This is a genomic window from Mycoplasmopsis gallopavonis, assembly GCF_900660635.1.
Lineage (GTDB): Bacteria > Bacillota_I > Bacilli_A > Mycoplasmatales > Metamycoplasmataceae > Mycoplasmopsis > Mycoplasmopsis gallopavonis.
Window position 1 is genome coordinate 307,198 of the sequence record NZ_LR215032.1, and the last position, 19,649, is coordinate 326,846.

The 19,649-nt window shown below is 32.6% G+C and carries 16 protein-coding genes, 1 tRNA gene and 2 rRNA genes; 1 reads left to right on the forward strand and 18 read right to left on the reverse strand.

Annotation, left to right across the window (positions count from 1 at the left end):
- Nucleotides 1-12: 12 nt before the first annotated feature.
- The 16 genes from rpmJ to rpmF form a co-directional block, all read right to left on the reverse strand.
- Nucleotides 13-126: a 50S ribosomal protein L36 gene (gene rpmJ, locus EXC53_RS03645; RefSeq protein ID WP_027333497.1), complete on the reverse strand. Its 114-nt coding sequence runs from the start codon at nucleotides 124-126 to the stop codon at nucleotides 13-15.
- 15 nt (nucleotides 127-141) lie between these two features.
- Entirely contained in the window at nucleotides 142-357 is a 216-nt protein-coding gene (infA, locus tag EXC53_RS03650) for a translation initiation factor IF-1 (RefSeq protein WP_119572113.1), read from the reverse strand.
- Between the two features lie 2 nt (nucleotides 358-359).
- Entirely contained in the window at nucleotides 360-1,106 is a 747-nt protein-coding gene (gene map / locus EXC53_RS03655; protein WP_119572114.1) for a type I methionyl aminopeptidase, read from the reverse strand.
- Nucleotides 1,107-1,181: 75 nt separating this feature from the next.
- Nucleotides 1,182-1,829, reverse strand: coding sequence for an adenylate kinase family protein (locus EXC53_RS03660; RefSeq protein ID WP_119572115.1), 648 nt, complete (start codon nucleotides 1,827-1,829; stop codon nucleotides 1,182-1,184).
- Nucleotides 1,823-3,220: a preprotein translocase subunit SecY gene (gene secY / locus EXC53_RS03665; protein WP_408634285.1), complete on the reverse strand. Its 1,398-nt coding sequence runs from the start codon at nucleotides 3,218-3,220 to the stop codon at nucleotides 1,823-1,825. The genes EXC53_RS03660 and secY overlap by 7 nt, the downstream gene beginning before the upstream one ends.
- Before the next feature lie 176 nt (nucleotides 3,221-3,396).
- Nucleotides 3,397-6,285 (reverse strand): 23S ribosomal RNA (locus EXC53_RS03670).
- A gap of 293 nt (nucleotides 6,286-6,578) precedes the next feature.
- Nucleotides 6,579-8,084 (reverse strand): 16S ribosomal RNA (locus EXC53_RS03675).
- The 16S and 23S rRNA genes sit together here with 1 tRNA gene alongside, the layout of an rRNA operon.
- 262 nt (nucleotides 8,085-8,346) lie before the next feature.
- Nucleotides 8,347-8,423, reverse strand: a tRNA-Ile gene (locus EXC53_RS03680).
- Between the two features lie 61 nt (nucleotides 8,424-8,484).
- Nucleotides 8,485-8,874 carry a 30S ribosomal protein S9 gene (rpsI, locus tag EXC53_RS03685; protein WP_408634281.1) on the reverse strand — a complete coding sequence of 130 codons (390 nt, stop codon included), beginning with the start codon at nucleotides 8,872-8,874 and terminating at the stop codon, nucleotides 8,485-8,487.
- A gap of 2 nt (nucleotides 8,875-8,876) precedes the next feature.
- Nucleotides 8,877-9,311, reverse strand: a complete 435-nt coding sequence (rplM, locus tag EXC53_RS03690) for a 50S ribosomal protein L13 (protein ID WP_119571952.1) — start codon at nucleotides 9,309-9,311, stop codon at nucleotides 8,877-8,879.
- A gap of 232 nt (nucleotides 9,312-9,543) precedes the next feature.
- Nucleotides 9,544-10,572: a hypothetical protein gene (locus tag EXC53_RS03695; RefSeq protein ID WP_119571953.1), complete on the reverse strand. Its 1,029-nt coding sequence runs from the start codon at nucleotides 10,570-10,572 to the stop codon at nucleotides 9,544-9,546.
- A 3-nt stretch (nucleotides 10,573-10,575) separates the two neighbouring features.
- Nucleotides 10,576-11,844, reverse strand: coding sequence for a GTPase ObgE (obgE, locus tag EXC53_RS03700; RefSeq protein ID WP_119571954.1), 1,269 nt, complete (start codon nucleotides 11,842-11,844; stop codon nucleotides 10,576-10,578).
- A gap of 96 nt (nucleotides 11,845-11,940) precedes the next feature.
- Nucleotides 11,941-14,556, reverse strand: a complete 2,616-nt coding sequence (gene secDF, locus EXC53_RS03705; RefSeq protein WP_119571955.1) for a protein translocase subunit SecDF — start codon at nucleotides 14,554-14,556, stop codon at nucleotides 11,941-11,943.
- 51 nt (nucleotides 14,557-14,607) lie between these two features.
- The gene (gene ruvB / locus EXC53_RS03710; protein ID WP_119571956.1) at nucleotides 14,608-15,555 is read right to left on the reverse strand and encodes a Holliday junction branch migration DNA helicase RuvB; all 948 of its coding nucleotides are present in this window, start codon (nucleotides 15,553-15,555) and stop codon (nucleotides 14,608-14,610) included.
- Nucleotides 15,548-16,138 (reverse strand): Holliday junction branch migration protein RuvA, encoded by a 591-nt coding sequence (ruvA, locus tag EXC53_RS03715; protein WP_119571957.1) that lies wholly within the window; start codon nucleotides 16,136-16,138, stop codon nucleotides 15,548-15,550. Before ruvA ends, ruvB begins: the two co-directional genes overlap by 8 nt.
- A 114-nt stretch (nucleotides 16,139-16,252) precedes the next feature.
- Nucleotides 16,253-16,456, reverse strand: a complete 204-nt coding sequence (gene rpmF / locus EXC53_RS03720; protein WP_119571958.1) for a 50S ribosomal protein L32 — start codon at nucleotides 16,454-16,456, stop codon at nucleotides 16,253-16,255.
- A 176-nt stretch (nucleotides 16,457-16,632) separates the two neighbouring features.
- Here rpmF and EXC53_RS03725 point away from each other — a divergent pair, with 176 nt between their 5' ends.
- A complete protein-coding gene (locus EXC53_RS03725; RefSeq protein ID WP_119571959.1) occupies nucleotides 16,633-17,559 on the forward strand; it encodes a nucleotidyltransferase in 927 nt (308 codons plus the stop codon).
- Nucleotides 17,560-17,572: 13 nt separating this feature from the next.
- Here EXC53_RS03725 and EXC53_RS03730 read toward each other — a convergent pair whose 3' ends face one another.
- A complete protein-coding gene (locus EXC53_RS03730) occupies nucleotides 17,573-18,277 on the reverse strand; it encodes a 16S rRNA pseudouridine(516) synthase (protein ID WP_119571960.1) in 705 nt (234 codons plus the stop codon).
- 4 nt (nucleotides 18,278-18,281) lie between these two features.
- Nucleotides 18,282-19,583, reverse strand: a complete 1,302-nt coding sequence (locus tag EXC53_RS03735) for a glucose-6-phosphate isomerase (protein ID WP_119571961.1) — start codon at nucleotides 19,581-19,583, stop codon at nucleotides 18,282-18,284.
- Between the last annotated feature and the right edge of the window lie 66 nt (nucleotides 19,584-19,649).

Here is a 19,649-nt window from a genome sequence, read left to right on the forward strand (position 1 = left end):
CTTTACCTAGAATTATCCTTGTCTTTGTTTATGCTTTGGTAAAGCACAAATTACACGGATAACTCCTTTACGTTTAATGATTTTGCAATCTTTACACATTTTTTTAACACTTGCTCTAACTTTCATATGTAATTCTCCTTTTTATTTGTGACGATAAACAATTCGTCCTTGTGTTAAATCATAAGGACTCATTTCTACATCAACAACATCACCAGGTAAGATACGAATATGATTTACGCGCATCTTTCCTGAAATATGAGCTTTAATAACTAATCCGTTTTCAAGTTCTACTGAATATAAATCAGTTGAGTGAACTTCTTTAACGTTTGCTTTTAACTTTATAGCATCTTTTGCCAAAATTAAATTCCTTTCGTAAGAACAATTCCTTTACCATTTTTAATTAAAACAGTATGTTCGTAATGAGAAGTATTTTTACCATCTCTTGAAACTACTGTTCATCCATCATTTAAGATTTTAATTCCTCGTGATTGTGTTACCATAGGTTCAATACAAATAACCATTCCATCTTTTAATAGCATTCCGGTTCCTTTTTTTCCTGCGTTAGGAACATTTGGATCCTCATGTAATTGAAGCCCTATCCCATGGCCACAAAATTCATCTGGTGTATATAAATTGTTCTTTTTGATATATTCTCCAATAGCATTTGAAATATCACCGATACGAGCTCCTCTTTTGATTGCTGCAAGACCAGCTTCAAAAGCTCCTTTAGCAACATTAATTAACTTTTGGTCTTGATCAGTAATTTGACCAACTCCTTTTGTAAATGCACTATCAGAATTATATCCTTCATAAATGCATCCTAAATCTACACTTACTAGATCTCCGTTTTGGATAATGTAATCATTAGGAATACCATGGATCAATTGTTCGTTGACAGATATACAAGCTGTTGCGGGAAAACCATAAAGTCCTAAAAAGGCTGGTTTAGCTCCTCGCTTAATTATTTCTTTAAAAGCCAATTGATCAACTTCTTTTAAAGAAACCCCTGGTCTTACAAAGTCATAAACAATTTGTTTAACTTCTGCCAAGATTTGACAACTTTTGGTAATTTTCGCAATATCATTTTCTGATTTAATCAAGCTCATATCTTTCCCTTTTTCTTATCATAAAATAATAAAAAAATAAGCACTTTTTCAAAGTACTTAGATTTTACCATTTTATTAATTATTTTGAATAATTTTCTTAACTTTTTCTGCAACTTGTTCTGGCACTTCGGTTGCATTGACTTCAAAGAGTAAATCTTTGTTTTTATAGTAGTCTAAAAGTGGTTTAGTTTGTTCTTTGTAAATTGCTAAACGCTTAAGAATTTTTTCTGGTTTATCGTCTTCACGAATAATTAATTCAGTTTGATCTAAATCACATAAATTTTCTTGCTGTGGTTTTTTGAATTTAACATGGTAAGCACTTTGACAAGTTGGACAAAGTCTTCTACCTCCAAGACGTTCTAAGACATCTTGTTCTGAAACTTGTAATTCTATAACCATAAAATTATTCCCAAAAGTTTGGTTTAGAAATTCTGCTTGTGCTGTTGTTCGTGGATAACCATCTAAAATAAATCTTTGGTTTTGATTAATTAATTGAGTTAAAGCATTAGCAACAATTTGATTAGTAATTTCATCAGGAACATAACCTCCTGAAGTTACGTATTCTTTAACTTTTAAACCAAGTGGTGTTTCATTTTTAATTTCATTACGAAACACTTCACCTGTTGAAAGATGTTTTAAATTAGTTTCATTTTTTAAAATTGCAGCAACAGTTCCTTTTCCTGCTCCTGGCATTCCCATGAAAATTATATTTTTATTTATCATAATAATCCTTCTACTTTTTGATCATCTTCATCAGATTCGATATTTAAGATTGTATTACGTTTAGCTTTAGCTAATTGATTAGTTTTATTTCTAGCTTGTATTTGACCAATTGTTTCTAGTGCAGTTGAAACTAAAATCATAATTGAAGTTCCACCGAAAGAAATTGCTTGATTGAGAATTCCGGTCATAATTTCAACAAATTGCATTCCACCTAAAATTAATAAATAAATTGATGAAAACACACTAAGTCGAAAGACAATTGCTATTAAATAATCTTGTGTTTCCTCACCAGGACGTACCCCCGGAATGAAGGTTGAGTTCTTAGCAAAATCTTCTGCTATTTTATCCACTTTTGATTGTTGAATCCCCATAATTAATGAAAAGAAAAAAATTATGACAAGTAAAAGTGAAAATCCAAGCGGTTTAGTAAATTGCATATTTGCGTTGATTCATTGTTTTGAAGCACTTGTGTCTGGTAAAATATTCGCAATCATTCCTGGTAAAGAAAGAACCATCATTGCAAAAATAATCGGCATAATACCAGCTGGATTTAATTTAATTGGTAATTTTCCAATTTCTTTTTTATTTTTAGAACGTCCAGCACCCACTTGCTGAATTGGAATATGACGCTCAGCGACATAAACGATTGCTACAATTAAAATTACAAATAAATAAACAACCAAATAAGTTACAAAATTTATAATTCCAACTAATGTTCCGCTGCTTTCAGAAGCTCCTTTAATATAAGTTATAAAAGCGGTTTGGAATTGGAATGGTAATCTTGCTGCAATCCCTGCAAAAATGATCAAACTAGTTCCGTTACCTACTCCCTTATTAGTGATTTGTTCTGAAATAAATAGAGCAAAAAGAGAAGCAGAAACCAAAATCATAGGTAGAGCAAAATAAGCTAAAAAACCACTTGAAAATCCTGAATTACCTGGATTAATTGTAATAAAAGGATTTGAACCTGTTGCTAAACCTTTGGTTAAGAAAATAGCTTGCGGAAAAGCAATAAATAATGTTACAAAACGAGTAATAATATTAATTTGACGTCTTCCACGTGGACCGCTTTGACTCATTTTATAAATTGGAGGAAAAATTTTTGTTTGTAAAATCATCATAATTAACGAAGCATTAATAAATGGACTAATTCCTAAGGCAAAAATAGAAAATTGTCTTAATCCTCCACCACCAATTAAATTTAAAGTATTTAAAAATGCATTATCAGACAATTGATTAGAATTAGCAATTTTAACAAAAGGTAAAGTAATAGTGGTTCCTATAACAAAAATAGTTAAAAGGAAGCTTGTGTATAAAAATTTCTTAACTAAATCATGATTAACTCAAAAATTTATTAATCAATTTTTTAACTTATAAGTTTTATTATTTAACAAATTAACCTCGTCTTTCTAATTGACTTATTTATTATATATTAAAACTACAAAAAAAAGCGAATTTCTTGCTTTATAGTTATAAAAAAAGCAAGAAAAAACACCCTCTTGGGTGAAGTTCTTTCAAAACTGAATAGTAAATAATAATTCATTAAAATGCCTAAATATACATCTTAACTTTTAAACCTATCAATTTATTAGTAATGGTCAGCTAAATGTATTGCTACACGTACACTTCCATCCTATCAACCTCGTCGTCTACAAGGAATTTCAAGGGAATACTTATCTCTGAGGAGGCTTCCCACTTAGATGCTTTCAGCGGTTATCCTTTCCGTACTTAGCTACCCAGCTATGCTCCTGGCGGAACAACTGGAACACCAGCGGTACGTCCACTCCGGTCCTCTCGTACTAAGAGCAGCTCTCATCAATATTCCAACGCCCACATCAGATAGGGACCGAACTGTCTCACGACGTTCTGAACCCAGCTCGCGTACCGCTTTAATTGGCGAACAGCCAAACCCTTGGAACCGACTCCAGCTCCAGGATGCGATGAGCCGACATCGAGGTGCCAAACCTTGCCGTCGATGTGATCTCTTGGGCAAGATAAGCCTGTTATCCCCAGGGTAACTTTTATCCGTTGAGCGACTGCCGTTCCATGACGTACAGCCGGATCACTAAGTCCTGCTTTCGCACCTGCTCGACTTGTAGGTCTCGCAGTCAAGCACACTTCTACCTTTGCGCTCTACATACGGTTTCTGACCGTATTGAGTGTACCTTTGAACGCCTCCGTTACCTTTTAGGAGGCGACCGCCCCAGTCAAACTACCCACCACGCACTGTCCCCCCACCGGATAACGGCGGCAGGTTAGAAACTCAACATACCAAGGGTGGTATTTCAAGGTCGACTCCATCAAGGCTAGCGCCTTGACTTCAAAGTCTCCCACCTATCCTACACATGTTAGGCCAAGTTCCAATACGAAGTTGTAGTAAAGCTCCATGGGGTCTTTTCGTCTTGATGCGGGTACCCAGCGTTTTCACTGGGACCATAATTTCACCGAGTCCATCGTTGAGACAGTTGAGAGATCATTGCGCCTTTCGTGCAGGTCAGTATTTAGCCGACAAGGAATTTCGCTACCTTAGGACCGTTATAGTTACGGCCGCCGTTCACCCGGGCTTCATTTCAACGCTTCGCATAAAGCTAACGCATCCACTTAACCTTCGGGCACTGGGCAGGCTTCACCCCCTATACATCACCTTGCGGTTTAGCAGAGAGCTGTGTTTTTGATAAACAGTTGCCCCTCACAATTTACTGTGGCCAACTTTAAGTTGGCGCCCCTTCTCGCGAACTTACGGGGTCATTTTGCAGAGTTCCTTAACGATGGTTTTCTCGCGCGCCTTAGAATACTCATCTTGGGAACGTGTGTCCGTTCTCGGTACAGGTACCAATTATTTTAAACGTTTAGAAGCTTTTCTTGGAAGCATGAAATCACATAATTCAGAACCGAAGTTCCTATGCATCGTAGATTCCGGTTATAGAGTACGCATTTAACTATACTCACCAGTCGCTACTTACCCCCAAATCCATTAATGGGTAATGCTATCCTTCTCCGTCACTCCATCACTAATAATAGGTAGTACAGGAATATTAACCTGTTGTCCATCGCATACGCTTTTCAGCCTCTGCTTAGGTCCTGACTAACCCTGGGTGGACGAACCTTCCCCAGGAAACCTTTCCCAATAGGCGTTGAGGATTCTCACCTCAAATCGTTACTCATACCGGCATTCTCACTTCTAAGCGCTCCACCAGTCCTCACGGTCTGACTTCGCCGCACTTAGAACGCTCCTCTAACGTACTTTCGTACCCGTAGCTTCGGTATCATGTTTTACTCCCGTTACATTATTGGCGCATGATCTCTTGACTAGTGAGCTATTACGCACTCTTTAAAGGGTGGCTGCTTCTAAGCCAACCTCCTAGTTGTTTATGAAATCACACAACCTTTCTGACTTAACATGATTTTGGGACCTTAGCTGACGATCTGGGTTGTTGCCCTCGCGAGCCGGGACGTTAGCACCCCGGTTCCGACTGCCTGATAATACACAATGGTATTCGGAGTTTGATTATAGTCAGTACCGCTAGGCGCGGCCATTCCATATTCAGTGCTCTACCACCAAAGTTTAACATCAGACGCTAGCCCTAAAGCTATTTCGAGGAGAACCAGCTATCTCCAAGTTCGATTGGAATTTCTCCACTATCCACAAGTCATCCGGGCACTTTTCAGCGTACTACGGTTCGGTCCTCCACTTGGGGTTAACCAAGCTTCAACCTGCTCATGGATAGATCACATGGTTTCGGGTATATGTCAACATACTAAACGCCCTATTAAGACTCGATTTCTCTACGGCTCCGTTTTTCTCCACTTAACCTCGCATGTTAACATAACTCGCCGGTCCATACTGCAAGATGTACGCCATCACTCATTAACGAGCTCTGACTAATTGTAAGTAAGCGGTTTCAGATTCTATTTCACTCCCCTCCCGGGGTTCTTTTCACCTTTCCCTCACGGTACTAGTTCACTATCGGTGTCTGGTTAGTATTTAGCCTTACCGGATGGTCCCGGCAGATTCAGACAGGGTTTCACGTGCCCCGCCCTACTCAGGATACTATCAGAAGTCCTTGCCATTTCGCATACGGGAGTATCACCCTCTATGCTTTAGTTTCCCAACTAATTCTGCTATAACAAAGATTTGTAACTTTATGTAGATAGTCCTACAACCCCAACTAATGTTGGTTTGGGCTCTTCCACTTTCGCTCGCCGCTACTAATGGAATCATTTTTTATTTTCTCTTCCTGTTGCTACTAAGATGTTTCAGTTCACAACGTGTCTCGCAAATACGACTATTTTATTCATCGTATAGCAACTAGAAATTACTCTAGTTAGGTTTCCCCATTCGGAAATCCCCGCTTCGTAGCTTATATCCAGCTCCACGAGGCTTATCGCAGGTAATCACGTCCTTCATCGACTTCCAGACCCAAGGCATCCACCACAAACTCTTACTTATTTAAAAGTTGACAATATTCGACCTATTGTTGATGTATATTCAAAGACATTTCAATAAATTATTACATTGTAATAATTACTCGGTATCAATCAAAACAAATTAACCAATTTAATTTATTTATTTGATGTCGTTGTAATATCTTTACTATTCAGTTTTCAAAGAACAAGAGAGAAAGTTCTCTCAAAACTAGATATATCTATGGACTATTAACATAGTACATGTGTCATTGTAACAATTATTAATTATTTTAATAAAAATAGTCTTTAAGTATCCTATTAGATAGGTAATGTACTCCGTAGAAAGGAGGTAATCCATCCCCACGTTCTCGTAGGGATACCTTGTTACGACTTCACCCCAGTCACCAGTCCTGCCTTAGGCGGTTGTTTCCGTAGTTAACAAAACCGACTTCGGGCATTACCAGCTCCCATGGTGTGACGGGCGGTGTGTACAAGACCCGAGAACGTATTCACCGTAGCGTAGCTGATCTACGATTACTAGCGATTCCGACTTCATGTAGTCGAGTTGCAGACTACAATCCGAACTGAGAACGGTTTTTTGAGATTTGCTTGACGTCGCCGTTTTGCTTCTCTTTGTACCGTCCATTGTAGCACGTGTGTGGCCCCACTCGTAAGAGGCATGATGATTTGACGTCGTCCCCACCTTCCTCCCAATTACTCGGGCAGTCTCCTTAGATCATCTAACTAAGGACAAGGGTTGCGCTCGTTGCAGGACTTAACCGAACATCTCACGACACGAGCTGACGACAACCATGCACCATCTGTCATTCCGTTAACCTCGACTATATCTCTATAGCTTTGCGGAAGATGTCAAGAGTGGGTAAGGTTCTACGCGTATCTTCAAATTAAACCACATGCTCCACCGCTTGTGCGGATCCCCGTCAATTCCTTTAAGTTTCACACTTGCGTGCATACTACTCAGGCGGATGATTTAATGCGTTAGCTGCGCCGATGGTCCCCATCAGCTAATCATCATCGTTTACGGCGTGGACTACCAGGGTATCTAATCCTGTTTGCTCCCCACGCTTTCGTCTCTCAGTGTCAATATGTGCCCAGTTAGCTGCCTTCGCCATGTTGATGTTCTTCCTAATATCTACGCATTTCACCGCTTCACTAGGAATTCCGCTAACCTCTACACAATTCTAGCGTGCCAGTATCCAACGCGATTTGGGGTTGAGCCCCAAGTTTTGACGTCAGACTTAACACACAACCTACAGACGCTTTACGCCCAATAATTCCGGATAACGCTTGCAACCTATGTATTACCGCGGCTGCTGGCACATAGTTAGCCGTTGCTTTCTGACAAGGTACCGTCAAGACAAAGGCTTTCCACTCCTTTGTTTTTTCTTCCCTTATAACAGCAGTTTACAACCCGAAGGCCTTCATCCTGCACGCTGTGTCGCTCCATCAGACTTTCGTCCATTGTGGAAAATTCCCTACTGCTGCCTCCCGTAGGAGTCTGGGCCGTATCTCAGTCCCAGTGTGGCGGATCAGTCTCTCAACCCCGCTAAACATCATCGCCTTGGTAAGCCATTACCTTACCAACTAGCTAATGTTACGCACCCCGATCCACTAGTGAAGCAATTGCTCCTTTTATATTAACTTCATGCGAAATTAATAAGTATCCGGCATTAGCGCTAATTTCTCAGCGTTATTCCAATCTAGTGGGCACGTTAAGTACGTGTTACTCACCCATTCGCCGCTAAGTTCCGAAGAACTCCGCTCGACATGCATGTATTAGGCACACAGCCAGCGTTCATCCTGAGCCAGGATCAAACTCTCGAAAAAATTGACTGTCATGTATTGTATATATCTAGTTTTCAAAGAACTTTATTTAAAATGTTTGCTTAATTATTATACACACAATTTTGAAAATAATAAATATTTTTTTATATTTTTTAAAACTTCAAAATTATCAAAATTTATGTGTGAAATAATAATAACATAATTATCAAAAAAATATTAAAAAATATTAATTTTTTTGATGAAAAAAATTAAGAAAAAAATAAAAAAAATCACTATAAAAGTGATTTTGGACAATTTCTTGAAATGGTGCGAACGAATGGACTTGAACCATCGACCTCACGATTATCAGTCGTGTGCTCTAACCAGCTGAGCTACGCTCGCATATGTGCTTATTTATTATATAACATTTATAATAATAAACAAGCAAAATTATTAAAATAAATTAACGTTTTGAGAATTGTCTTGCACGACGAGCTGCACGAAGACCTGGTTTTTTACGTTCTTTAGCTCTCGCGTCTCTTGTAAGCATTCCTGCAGATTTTAAAACAGCACGGTAATCAGCACTAGCTTCTAATAAAGCTCTCGCGATCCCTAATCTAATAGCACCAGCTTGGCCACTTAATCCACCACCTGCAACATTAACTGAAACATCGAATTGTCCTAATGTTTCTGTTAAAGCAAAAGGTTGGTTAGCATCTTTTAAATAAATGTCTGATGTAAGGTATTCTCTTGCATCACGGTTATTAATAACAAATTTACCTGATCCACTTGTTAATCTAACACGTGCAACAGATGATTTTCTTCTTCCTAAACCACGGTATTGTACTGACATAATTATTTAACCTCTAATCTTTCTGGATTTTGTGCTTCATGTTTGTGAGCTGGACCTGCGTAAACAAATAAATTACGACGTTGTTTATTACCAAGTTTTGTATGTGGAATCATACCACTTACTGCCTTTTCAATTAAAGCTGTTGGTCTTTTAGCTCTTAATTTTGTTGCTGTAATGCTTTTTAATCCACCTGGAAAACCTGAGTGTGAATAGTAAATTTTGTTTTCTTCTTTTTTAGCTGTTAAAATGATTTTTTCTGCATTGATAATGATAACATTATCACCCATATCTGCATTTGGTGTAAAAGTAGGTTTATTTTTCCCTCTTAAAACTGAAGCAACAAATGCTGATAAACGCCCTAAAACTTGTCCTTCAGCATCGATAATATATCATTTTTTATCGGCTGTTTGTTTGTTAACAATTGTAGTTTGTCTCATAACTATCCTCCTACGTTAATTTAAAATATATCTGGGTTGGTTTGTAAATTGCAATACTATTATAACACAAAGAAAAAAATATAAAGTATAAAAAGAAACTTTTAAAACTTTTTCAATTTATCCCGAATTCCATCTTTCATCTGATTATTATTCTTGCGTAATATTTATTATATTGGAAAATAAAAAAATTAGAAACTGATAATTTCTAATTTTCTTTTTAAATAATTCAAAACTATTTAAGGTAAATTGGAATATCATAAAATGACAGAATAAAATATAAAGTATATAAATCTAAAATTGATTGATCATATATGGTTCTAATTATTTTTGAGGAATTTGAAGTATTAAATGATCTTAATTCAAAATTAAACTTTGTCCCTACAAATGAAGTTAACATTATTTCCGGTGTAGCTAAAATATTAATTTTTTTGATAATTGAATAATCATTATCAATTTGACGATTGACACATACTTCTTGTGAATAAGGCGTAAAAATTTTACGCATTGATAAATCATCATTAGATCTTAGACGAAACATTTTATTGAATTGGTCATTTTCCAATTTTTGTTTTTCTAAACCTCATAAGTTTGAATTGATTTCAAAATATGCTCCTTCTGATTTTAAAGCAGAAGTATCTAAAAAGACTTTATAGTCATAATGATAAACAATTTCAACATGATCCTTTTTTGCAATTCTTTCAATTCAAACAACTTGCACAAGCATTCCTTGATATTTTTCTCTAATTGAAAATGCTCATTTGACTTCTCAGGAATGTTTTTTTGCTCTAGACGGAATGCCAGGGGCAGCTCTTCAAAAATCAGGTGCTTTAATTTTCTCTAAAAATTCATGAATTTCAGATGATTTAGGTTTTCAAATTTTTCATTCTAACTCATTAGATTCAAGAGCAGTTGCGTAAATTTGTTCTAAATTTGTTTTTGCAAAAATTTCTGTTGCAATTAATTGGTACTTCTTGTTTTTTAAGCGACGGAAAACAAAAGATAAGATAAGAAGACATAAGCCAATAAATCCAAAAGAGGATATAATGATGCTTTTTTGGAATCTAGAAAATAAAATAGCTGTAAGAAGCAATAAAAATAAACCAGAACCAAGTAAACTTCAAAATCAAATATTTATTTTTTTAATTTCAGGAAGATAAGGCTCAACCGCTTCATCAACAAGAGTTTTTAATTTAGGATAAATTGCTTGATTTGTTTTTTGAGTAAATTTTTCAAAGCTTAAAAAATCATTAACTCTTTTCATTTTTTATACCTCGTTTTCTCATTCAAATTGATAACCATAAATCGAAACTACATCACCTTGTTTAATTCCTCTTCGCACAAGTTCTTCTCAAACTCCGATTTTTTTCAAAATATTATTGAATCTTAAAAGGTTATCGTAAGTATTAATTGGAATTTTATGATAAAGTTCTTCAATTTTCTTACCAGTAATTTCATAGTATCCTTTATAAGGTGAAAAAATTTCATAATCTGGTTCAAATTGAATTACTTTAATTTGTTCTTCCTCTTCATTTTCGATTGGATTTAATGCAGCTTCTTTAACTAATTTAAGAAGTTCTCCTTTAACTTTAGCTAAATTTTCATGATTAATTGCAGAAATAGTCACAATTTGTAAATCAGGATATGCTTTCTTAAATTGATCAAGATGTTCAGTAAAAGAACTTAAATCAGATTTATTAGCAATAATTAATTGCGGTTTATTTTCTAATTTCAAATTGTAACTTTTTAATTCTTGATTAATAATTTGATAATCTTCGATTGGATTTTTATCTTCAGAACCAAAATCAATAATATGTGCAATAACACGACAACGCTCAATATGTTTTAAAAATTGAATACCAAGACCTTTACCTAAAGATGCCCCTTTAATTAACCCAGGTAAGTCAGCGACAGTAAATGAATCACCATCATATTCAACCATCCCTAACTGAGGAACTAAAGTTGTAAATTCATAATCAGCAATTTTTGCTTTGGCATTTGAAATGATTGAAAGTAAAGTGCTTTTACCAGCTGACGGTTTACCGACAAGACCCACATCACTAAGAATTTTTAAAACAATATTAGCCTCATACTTTTCACCTGGCATTCCATTTTCTGAAATTCTAGGAGCCGTGTTTTTAGCGGTCTTAAATTTTGTGTTTCCACGACCACCTTTACCTCCGCTAGCAACTAAATACGGGACATCAGCTTCAATAACATCAGCAACTAATTTTTTTCCATTGTAAACCAAAGTACCAATTGGAACTTTAATATAAGTGTCTTTAGCATTCGCTCCATAAAGATTTTTTGGTCCACCTTTCACACCATCTTCCGCAACTATGTGTTTGCTTTTATAAAAACTAAGTAGAGTATTTTTACCATGGTCACCAACAAAGTAAATATTTCCTCCTCGACCTCCGTCACCTCCGTCAGGTCCACCTTTATCAACGTGTGCTTCACGTCTAAATGAGATCATTCCATCTCCACCCTTACCAGCTTGTAATAAAATTTTTACTTCATCAACGAATTTTGCCATGATTTTCTCCTTTATAGTATTCTATATACTAACTAAATTTTATCGAATTATAACACAAGGTATTCAAAAAAGAAAAAAAGCAGGTAAAACCTACTTTTATGATAAATAATCATTAATTCCATTGAAAGTTTGTTCTTCAGGTCAATTAATATTTCAGTAACCTTTTTGAATTCGTTTTTGAATTCGTTTTTGACGTGAAAGTTCAAGTTTGCTTCATACTCAGGTACAAATAAAAATTGAAGAATATACACCAATACTAATTCCAAAAAGCATAATAATGTTGAAAGCAAAATCAGTTGCATTTTGGAAAGATAAAAGAACAACGATTGCGAAAATAGTAGTAAGTGATGTATACAAACTTCTCTTTAATGTATCAGCGATTGCCGTATTAGCTATTTTTCTAATATCTTCTTTGCTAAGAATTTTTCTAACATATTGTGAATTGATAATTTCTCTAATTTTGTCAAAAGTAACAACAGTGTCATTAATACTTAATCCTAAAATTGCTAGCATTGCTGCAACAACTATAGTTGAGATTTGTAATCTTGTAATAACTATAAAAGAAACAACCATTAAAAAGTCATGTAATAAACCAATAATTGCAGCAATTGAATAAGTATAATTCATTCTGAATAAAAGATAAATTACAATAGCTATAAAACTAATTCCTGTTGCAAGCATTGCATTTAAGACTAATTTTTGAGCTTCTGAATTTGAAACTTGGTATGCTAAAACTTTGTAATCACTATTTATTGTTTTTACTACATCTTTAACTTTATTTAAAATTTGATCATGATCAATATTTTCTGTAGTTTGAATCGAAACAAGATAAGATTGATTCTCAACATTAGCAACACTAATTGAAATATGATTAGCTAAATCAGGAATTTCTAAATTAGCATTAATTAAACTTTGTTTAATTTGTAAAGCATCATTTTGAGTAATAAAAATTGTATTAGCATCATCACCAACAATCGAAAGATTAAGACCTCCACTAAATTGAATTGAAGTATTAATTCCTAACGATAACCTACCTTTTGAACCGGCTATTGCACCAAAAACTATAATTGCAATTAGAATAAAAATTAAAGAACTAAGTACGAATCATTTTGAGTTTTTTAAATAATCAAAATTATTAACTCAAGTTTTAATTTTAGTTGTTTTATTAATATATCTTTTTCTTATTCCTAATAAATATAACCTATTATCAAAAAGACCTGTTCCAACTATCATTGACGCTAAAAATCTTTGGAAAACAAGCATTACTAAAAGAGTAAATAAAACAGATAAAACTAAAGTAATACTAAATCCTTTAACATCTTTAGTTCCTAAATAGAAAAGAATAAATCCAACTAAAATTGTTGTGACATTGGCATCAACAATACTTGAAAGCGATTGACGGTTAGCATTCCTAAACGACTTTTTAAACGAATCACCTTCATAAATTTGCTTTTTAAGTCTTTCGTAAGTAATAACATTAGCATCAACACTAATTCCGATACCAATAATTAATGCAGCAATTGTTGAAGGAGAATATTCTCCTCTTAAAGCTGTAAAGATTAAAAGAGTTAAAAAGATATAAAGTGACATACTAATTGTACTTAAAGCACCTAGTAAACCATAATTAACAATCATTCAAAGTGCAATAACACTAAAAATAATAATTCCTGCTAGCATTGCATACTTAAATGCATTAGCATTTTTACCAGCTTCAACATAATATTTTAAAAGTGGAACAAGTTCATAATTACTTAAACCAAATTTAATTTTATCAGCTAATTCCTTAGCTTGTACTTGTGTAAAGTTTCCTTGAATAATTGTTTTATTTGTGTTAATTGTATTTTGAGCCACAGGTGCACTAATTAAATATTTTTCAGCATCAAAAACATTTTTCTTTAATGCATTTTCAACAATCATTCCTGAATCATTTTGATATGTTGCTTGATTACCTACGTGAATAAAATTTCATAAATTTTTACCTGAGGCTTCTCAATCACTTGGAAATTCTTGAGTTGCCATTTTGTAAAGTTGTTCAAGATTTAATCAAATTAACATTCTTTGATCTTGTTGTTTTGAAATATAAGTTGTAGCATCTACCCAAGCATTTTCACCACTTACACCATTTAATTCAATCGAAACACCTCATTTTCCATCAGAACCAACTTCTGCATTAATTCCGTTAGCTTTAAATGGGGGTATTCAAGTTGAAATTGGTAAAAGATTACCATCTTTATCAAATAAAGAAGCATCCTTGGTGAACGAAATTGTTGAACCATCTTTTTGAAAAAGTGGATGCATTTGAGAATCTGTAATTGTTAAAATTGGTTTAGTAACAATTTCTTTTTCAAATTCATTAAGTTGGCTAGAACTATAATTTCCACTTTTTGTAATTCTCAATTTTCCATCACCTTCGGTTGAAACGTTGATTCCATTTAAACCAGTTCCCCCAGTTAATCTATTATAAAGTGATTGATTGATAAGCTCAATAAGTGAAGAGTCAGCATTCTCAATCTTACCTTTTTCATCTTTGACTTGAGCTTGAACAACAACTTCAACTCCTCCGGCATATTCAATTGATTTATTAACATTTTTTGAAATATAATAATTGCTTCCAGCAAAAATAGCAAATCCTGCTGATGCAATCGTAATAAAACTAATTAAATATCTTTTGAAATTATTAAGCTTAAAGATATTTTTAATTCATTTAATCATATTGATTAAATATTACCACAAAAAGAACAAAAAAGATGCAAATAGCTCTGATTAGAGTTGACTCTTTAGATATTCAACTCCTAATTTTGTAATTTTTCTGCCTCGTGAATTTTTATCAATAAACTTATGATAAAGTAAAATCGGTTCTATTTCATTAATTAAAGTATCTTTGTTGTGAGCAGTTAAACCGATAATGGTATCTAATGAAACATAACTTCGATTAAAACCATCATTTAGAATATTTAAATATTCAATATGATCTTTGGTTAAACCAAATTGATATAAATCAAGTGATTTAAAAGTTTTTTTAATAATTTTTTCATTAATAATTCCTTGATTTTCTGCAAGAGCAAAATCATAAACTCTTTCTAAAAGATGATTTGCAACTCTTGGAGTATAGCGTGAGTAACTGGCAATTTGTTTTTGAAAATTTTGATCAATTTGGATTTGCATTTTTTTAGCTGATATTTTTAAAATTTTTAAAATATCTTTTTCACAATAATTTGTCAATCTAGCAATATATCCAAAGCGATCTTTAAATGGTTGAGTTAATTCATTAATTTTTGTCGTTGCACCAATTAAAGTGAAAGGTTTAACTTTCATTCTAACTGCCCGAGAATTTCCTTCTTTACCAATAATTAAATCAAAAACAAATTCCTCCATTGCACTATATAAAAATTCAATAACCAATTTATTAACACTATGAATTTCATCAATAAAAAGAATATCTCCTTCATTCAATAACGAAAGAATACTTAGAATATCAGCTTTTTTCTCAATATTTGCACCTTGAACATAATGAATTTTTTGATTTAATTCATGTGCAATAATTGTTGCCAGCGTGGTTTTACCCATTCCTGGTGAACCGTAAAAAAGTATGTGAGCTAGTGGTTTATTTTTGATTTTTGAACTAGCAATCATTGCTTTTAAAGTTTGAATTAAACGACTTTGACCAATAAAATCACAAAAACTTTGAGGTCTTAAATTAATTTTAGACATGACTTCTAGCTTGATGACTAGCTATAATTTGAATCGAATCTTCTATCATTTGATCCAAATCATTAGTTTCTTTAATTTCTGATAAAGCTAAATCAATTTGATGTTTTTTAAAACCTAAAGTACTAAGGGTTTTAATTAAATCAGTGATTTTATCGTTATTTTGAGTTATGTTCTCAGGTTTAGGTTGAATTAATTTGGATCATTTGTTTTTTAACTCTACACAAATTAATTTTGCTGTTTTTTCGTTTACAAAGCTAAATTTTGAAAGTTCTTGTCAATTTTCACTTACAATTAAATTCGCAACATTTTCTCAACCGTGATTAAGAATATTTAAAGCAATTCTTGGACCTATTTTATCAATTGTAATTAAGTCCATAAAAAGAATTCGTTCTTTAAAATCTTTGAAACCAAAAGTATTTTTGCAATAATCTGTTTGATATTCAAAGAAGTACATTTTAATTTTTTGAGAAACTTCATAGCGTGAATCTTCAGCTACTTGCAAAAGATACCCTGTTCCTTGACTTTCTAAAATTACATTGTTTTTGTTTTTATAAACAATTTCTCCGAATTTATATAAAATCATTTTTTCTCCTTATTTAGTCCATCTAATAAATAAAAAAAATTTGAAAGAAAAACTAAAAAAGTACAAAAATAATAAAAAAAATAGCTAAGACTAGCTATTAATTATATTAATAAATTATTTTTGGATACGATCGTCTAACGCAACATATCCTTCAACTTTTTTACCTTTGTAAAAACCACAAAATCTACATACTACGTGTTGCTCAACTAATTTTGTACAATTTGAGCATTTAACAAGGTTAGGTACATCTAACGCATTGTGTGTTTGTCTTTTGTGTTTACGTTGCTTTGAAGTTTTACGTTTTGGTACTATAGCCATGGTTGTCCTCCTTTGTGGTCTTTATAATTAGCAAAAATATTATAATATAAAACTAATATAAATCTTAATAATTTTTTGATTTTTTCAAAGTTAAAAATAGCTATAAAAAGATAATTTATTCCTTTTTATTTATTAGTTAATAATCTTTGTAGTAAAAATTACTATAATTTAAAAATATGAAATGATGAAAGAAAAAAACTAAAATTGGAATTGTAGTCGAATACAACCCATTTCACAACGGTCATATTTATCAACTAAACTGAATTCAGAAAAACTTTTATAATCCTAAAATCACCGTTGCAATGTCTCAAAAATACTCACAACGTGGCGAAATAATTTGTGTAAGCTACAACCAAAGAAAGAGAATTGCTAAAAAATATGGTGTTAATAAATTTGTGAAATTACCAGTTGAAATAAGTGCACAAGCTGCACATATTTTCGCTCGTGAAGCTGTTTTAAAATTAGCAAAAAAAGGAATTGAGTTTTTGGTTTTTGGTTCAGAAACAGGTGATGTAAATCTTTTTCTTACAATTGCCAAAACGATCAAAAATAATCGTCAAGAATATAATAGACTAGTTAAATACTATTTAAAGCAAGGCGGAAATAGCTTTCCACGAGCAACTAATTTGGCATTAAGCGAACTTGTTGGCCACGATATTTCTATGCCTAATGATATTTTGGGACTGGAATATGTTAAAACTATCGTAGATTTTGATTTGCCTATTACTCCAATCGCAATTAAGCGTACAATTGATTTTCACGCAGAGCAAACTAATAACAACTTCGCAAGTGCAAGCTTAATTCGTAAAATGCTACTTCAAAATCAAAATGTTTCTGAATATACACCAATGAAAATTGTTAAAATCCCACAAAAAAGATTAATTGAAAACACCTATCCTCGTTTTCAAAAAATAATCAAAAATACATCAGTTGAAAAATTACGTGAACTCAAAATGATTAGCGAAGGAATTGAAAATCTCTTCAAAAAACAAATTGATAAACCTAATTACGCAAGTTTTATTGAAGCTTGTGTTAGCAAAAGATATACTGCAAGTCGAATCAAAAGAACTTATCTTTTTGTTCTTCTAGGAATTAAAAAATAACCTTTTTTTAAGGTTATTTTTTAATTTGTTCAATTTGAGCTTGACTTAAAAGTAAAGTTTGACCCTCCTTTAAATTTAAATCAGTTAGTTTTAATTTCCCATATTGAACTCGTTTAAGATTTGTTACTTGATAATTAAATGTCTTAAACATACGTTTGACTTGATGAAACTTACCTTCATCAATTGTTAAGAAAGCTTGATTAGAACTAATAATTTCTAATTGACCTGGACGAGTTATTTCGTTTGGTCCGATTTGCACTCCTTGGGCAAAATGAGAAATTAAAGCTGAATCTATTTTTTGATCCACTGTCACTAAATAAACTTTTTCAACATGTTTTTTAGGACTTGTTAAAGAATGAGTTCACTGACCATCATTTGTAACTAATAACAATCCCGTTGTATCTTTATCAAGTCTACCAACAGTATGTAAATTTTGAATATTTCTATATTTGGGTTCTAAAATTTCAAAAATTGTTGAATGGAGATTATCAATATTTGCACAAACATAACCAGTAGGTTTATTTATTGCTAAATAAATTGTTCATCAACTATAAATTTCTTGACCCTGAATTTTAATCTCAGTTCCTATAAAATTTTCAAAATCTTGATTTACCACCTGACCATCTATGGTAACTTCTTGATTTTTAAAAAATTGAAGAATTTGCTTACGACTAAAATTTGTATTTTGAACAAGTAGTTTAATTAATTTCTTTTGCATTTAATTATTTTTTACCTAACATGGTAAACATGTTTTTCTTATAAACTTCAACACCTGGTTGATTAAATGGATTTACTCCAAGTAAATAAGCACTCATTGTTAAAGCTCTTTCAAAGAAAATGAATAAAGCTCCTAAAGTTGCTTCATCAAATTTATCAAAAAGTAAGTGAATATTAGGAACTTTCCCAACTTCAACATGAGCTTTTGTTGTAGCTTCAAAAGCAACATTATTTACTTGATGTAAGTTTTTACCATCTAAATAATCCAATTTATCAAGATCTAAGTGATCAGCTTTAAAAGTAATATTATATTTTGGATTTTTTAAGGTTAAAACTGTTTCAAATAAAATTTTATTTCCATCTTGAATCATTTGACCTAATGAGTGTAAATCAGTTGAAAAAATTGAACTCATTGGTCAAATTCCTTGACCATCTTTACCTTCTGATTCAGCAAAAAGTTGTTTTCATCATTCTGCAAAATATTGCAACTTAGGTTCATATGAAACTAACATTTCTGCTAAAAAGTTTTTTTCTTTATGTAAGAAAATTCTTGTAGCAGCATATGCGTATGCAGGGTTATTATTAATTAAATCTGAGCTTAATTCCTGATTTGTTAAATTCGCACCTTCAAGAATTTTACGAGCATCAATTCCTGCACATAAAAATGGAAAAAGTCCAACGGCTGTTAAAACAGAAAAACGTCCTCCAATATCATCAGGAACAATAAATTTCTCATATCCTTTAGCTGTTGCAAGTTCAAAAAGAACACCTTTAGCTTTATCTGTTGTAGCAGCGATAAGCTCTGCACTACCGTCTCCTTCTTTTTGTTCAAGTAAGTTTCTAAATTCTCTAAACGCAATTGAAGGTTCTAAAGTTGTACCTGATTTTGAAATCACATTAATTGCAAACTTTTTATTTTCAACATATTTTAATTTTTCATATAAAGCTTCAGCTGAAATATCATTTCCAGCAAAAACTAATTCCATTTTAGGTTTATTAATTGCGTATGGTCCATAAATAAAATCATAACCTGTTTTGGCTCCAAGATATGAACCACCAATTCCAATAACAACAACAACTTCAACACCTAAATTTTGTCAATGTTGTGCTTTAGCTTCCATTCTTGCAAATTCATCTTGATCGTAATTTTGAGGTAAATCATATCAACCTAATCAATCTTTTTCAGCGACTTGTTTATTTAAAACTGCATTATGAATTTCTGTCACTTTGGCTTGGAATTGTTCTAAATCTTGAATTCCATTTTCAAGTGCATTATTTAAATTCAATTCTAAATGTTTTAATTTCATTAAATTACTCCTTTAATTTATTATTTTGTAAATATATTATATTATTTTGTCCAAGTTTAATAAAAA